We start from the raw sequence: 3546 nt of genomic DNA, 5'->3' as shown, positions 1-3546 counted from the left end.
TGCGCCAGTGGCTGGAGCTGCCGATCAGCCGCACCATCCTGGGGGACCGGCCGGTGCAGGAGATCATGCTCGGCTATTCCGACAGCAACAAGGACGGCGGCTACGTGGCCTCCCGCCGCGGCGTGGCGCGTGGCGCCTCGGCCCTGGCGTTCGAGGCCGAGCGCATGGGCGTCGGCCTGCAGTTGTTCCACGGCCGGGGCGGCTCGGTCGGGCGGGGCGGGGGACCGGCCGCCGAGGCGGTGATGGCCCAGCCCTCGGGCACCGTCCAGGGCCGCATCCGCATGACCGAGCAGGGCGAGATGATCGCCCGCCGGTTCGGCGATCAGCCCACCGCTCGCCGCAACCTCGACGGCCTGGCCGCCGCGGTGCTGATGGCCAGCGAGCGCGAGCCTCACCGTCCCGACCCCAAGGTCGAGGCGGCGATGACGGCGCTGGCCGAGGCCTCGTTCCACGGCTTCCGGGCCCTGGTGTACGACGACCCGGCCTTCGAGGACTTCTTCTGGTCGGCCACGCCGATCGGCGAGATCGTCGGCCTCAACATCGGCAGCCGGCCCGCCTCGCGCACCGCCAGCCGCAAGATCGAGGACCTGCGGGCCATCCCGTGGGTGTTCAGCTGGTCGCAGGCCCGCTTCATGCTGCCAGGCTGGTACGGCTTCGCCTCGGGCGTCGAACGGGCCGGGCTCTCCACGCAGCAACTTCAGGACCTGGCCGGCGGCTTCGACTTCTTCGGTGCGCTGCTGTCGAACATGGAGCTGGCCCTGGCCCAGAGCCACATGGGTATCGCCGCCCGGTACATGGCCCTGTCGCCCGACAAGGCCGACGCCCAGCGGATTTTCGACACCATTCACCGCGAGCACGACAACGCCAGCCAGATCGCCCTGGCGATCCGCGGCGGCGCCGCATTGCTGGACAACCAGCCGGAGCTTTCGGAGTCCGTCGCCCTGGCCGGGCTGTCGGTCGATCCGCTGAACCACCTGCAGCTGGAACTGCTGACCCGCCGCCGGGCCGGCGACCAGGACGAGAACGTGCGCCTGGCCATCCAGCTGACCGTGGCCGGCATCGCGGCGGGCCTGCGCAACACCGGGTGAGGGCAGGGGCTGGATCGGGGACACACACTCACCCCACGGCGTCGCCAGACTTGGCCGCGTGCTTGCCGTGAGTGTGTGTCCCCTCCTGTCCCGCGCGCCATTTTCGGCAATATCGTCAAAACGAAAAACACCGTTTTTAACCCGCTTGCACAAGGCGAGGCTTCGGAGTAAATTCCTCAATGACACCGGTGACAAAGTGGTCAGACCACTTTTTCTCCCGGTCTCATGACGTTTCGGACTGGTCTGCCCGGTCCCAAGCGTTCGCGGCTCTTTCTGAGTTCGCTCCTGCGCAAACTCGGGCGTCGGGCTTCAGCCCGACGCCCTCTATTTGAGACGGCCTCAGCGCCAGGACCCGAGGCAATCGGGGCGGCGCTCCGGGCGGGATGGAAACGAAGGACGATCTCAAGAGAGTCATGGAATTGGCGTGGGGAATTGACGTTGGGGGAGCCTGCGGTGTGGCGTCCGCCCGCGACGCGGTCTAAACGGTCGCCCAGCGCCGATCGCGGCGAAATCTTCCACGCCGAGGCCCGCCAGCAGGGCCAGACGCAAGATCGATCCTTTGAGGAGCAGTACCGATGGTGAAAGACCGCATGGCCGTTCTGACGGCGCTGATGGACCAGGGCGTCATCCCGGTGTTCTATCACCCCGACGTCGAGGTCTGTAAAAAGGTGATCCAGGCCTGCGCCGACGGCGGCGCGCCCTGCATCGAGTTCACCAACCGCGGCGACTTCGCCAGCCACGTCTTCTACGAGGTGACCCGTCACTTCGCCTCGGCCGACCCGCGCGTGATCATGGGCGTCGGCTCGATCGTCGACGCGCCGACCGCCGGCATCTACATCGCCAACGGCGCCAAGTTCGTGGTCGGCCCGATCCTCAACGCCGACGTCGCCAAGGTCTGCAACCGCCGCAAAATCCCCTATTCGCCCGGCTGCGGCTCGGCCTCCGAGATTTCCTACGCCGAAGAGCTGGGCTGCGAGATCGTCAAGGTGTTCCCCGGCTCGTCGGTCGGCGGCCCGGACTTCATCAAGGCGGTGCTGGGCCCGATGCCCTGGACCCGCATCATGCCGACCGGCGGCGTCGATCCAGACGAAGCCTCGGTCACCAAGTGGTTCGGCGCGGGCATCGTCGCCGCCGGCATGGGCTCCAAGCTGATCACCCAGGAGCTGCTCGACGCGGGTGACTACGCCGGCATCACCAAGAAGGTCCGCGAGACGGTGGACCTGATCAAGAAGGTTCGTGGAAAGGCCTAATCCCGCATGACCGATAACGTCCTCAAGATCCGCCCCGCTTCGGAAACGAAGTGGGACTGCGCCAGCTTCGGCGAAGTGATGCTGCGCTTCGACCCGGGCTTCGGCCGGGTGCGCAACAGCCGCCAGTTCCAGGTCTGGGAAGGCGGCGGCGAGTACAACGTGGCCCGCGCCTTCAACAAGTGCTGGGGCAAGCGCTCGACCGTCGTCACCGCCCTGCCGGAGAACGACCTGGGCTGGCTGGTCCAGGACCTGATCAACCAGGGCGGCGTGGACATGTCCCACGTCATCTGGCGCGAGTTCGACGGCCTGGGCCGCAACACCCGGGTCGGGCTGAACTTCACCGAGAAGGGCTTCGGCGTGCGTCCGGCCCTGGGCTGCAGCGACCGGGGCCACTCGGCCGCCTCGCAGATCCGTCCGGGCGAAGTGAACTGGGAAAAGCTGTTCGGCGAGGAAGGCGTCCGCTGGTTCCACACCGGCGGCATCTTCGCGGCCCTGTCCAGCAACACCGCCGAAGCCGTGATCGAAGCGGTGGAAGTGGCCCGCAAGTACGGCACCGTGGTCTCCTACGACCTCAACTACCGGGCCTCGCTGTGGAAGAGCCAGGGCGGCAAGGCCGGCGCCCAGGTCGTCAACCGCAACATCGCCCAGTACGTGGACGTGATGATCGGCAATGAAGAAGACTTCACCGCCTGCCTGGGCTTTGAAGTCGAAGGCCTGGACGAGCACATCTCGTCGATCGACCCGGCCAACTTCAAGAAGATGATCCAGACGGCTGTCGCCCAGTTCCCGAACTTCAAGGTCGCGGCCACCACCCTGCGCAACGCCAAGACCGCGTCGATCAACGACTGGTCCGCCATCCTCTATGCCGGCGGCGAGTTCTATCAGTCGATGATGCGCGAGAACCTGGAGATCTACGACCGGGTCGGCGGCGGCGACGGTTTCGCTTCCGGCCTGGCCTACGGCTTCATGGAAGGCAAGGGTCCCCAGGCCGCCGTCGAATACGGCGCGGCTCACGGCGCCCTGGCCATGACCACCCCCGGCGACACCTCGATGGTGCGCAAGGAAGAGGTCGAGGCCGTGATGAAGGGCAAGGGCGCGCGGGTCATCCGCTAGTCCTCGGCTTCGTCGCCTGAACCAGCAGAGCCCCCGGCCGCGAGGTCGGGGGCTTTTTGCTGGGCGGCGGGCGCACGGCTTCGCCGCCTCACGCG

The 3546-nt window shown here is 67.4% G+C and carries 3 protein-coding genes; all 3 read left to right on the top strand.

Annotation, left to right across the window (positions count from 1 at the left end):
• On the top strand, nt 1-1088 hold a 1088-nt coding region (locus PMI01_RS06400; protein ID WP_007665730.1), incomplete at its 5' end, for a phosphoenolpyruvate carboxylase.
• Nucleotides 1089-1663: 575 nt separating this feature from the next.
• Complete coding sequence (locus tag PMI01_RS06395; RefSeq protein ID WP_007665729.1) at nt 1664-2338, top strand: bifunctional 4-hydroxy-2-oxoglutarate aldolase/2-dehydro-3-deoxy-phosphogluconate aldolase; 675 nt, start codon at nt 1664-1666, stop codon at nt 2336-2338.
• Between the two features lie 6 nt (nt 2339-2344).
• On the top strand, nt 2345-3451 hold the full coding sequence (locus PMI01_RS06390; protein WP_007665727.1) for a sugar kinase: 1107 nt from the start codon (nt 2345-2347) through the stop codon (nt 3449-3451).
• Nucleotides 3452-3546: the final 95 nt, after the last annotated feature.

This window comes from Caulobacter sp. AP07, from assembly GCF_000281955.1.
GTDB lineage: Bacteria > Pseudomonadota > Alphaproteobacteria > Caulobacterales > Caulobacteraceae > Caulobacter.
Note: the sequence above shows the minus strand (reverse complement) of the source record. Positions and strands in the feature narration are given on the sequence as shown.

Excerpts from the sequence above, each read along its gene's own strand:
- PMI01_RS06395 (WP_007665729.1), top strand. The coding sequence starts at position 1,664 with ATGGTGAAAGACCGCATGGCCGTTCTGACGGCGCTGATGGACCAGGGC.
- PMI01_RS06390 (WP_007665727.1), top strand. The coding sequence starts at position 2,345 with ATGACCGATAACGTCCTCAAGATCCGCCCCGCTTCGGAAACGAAGTGG.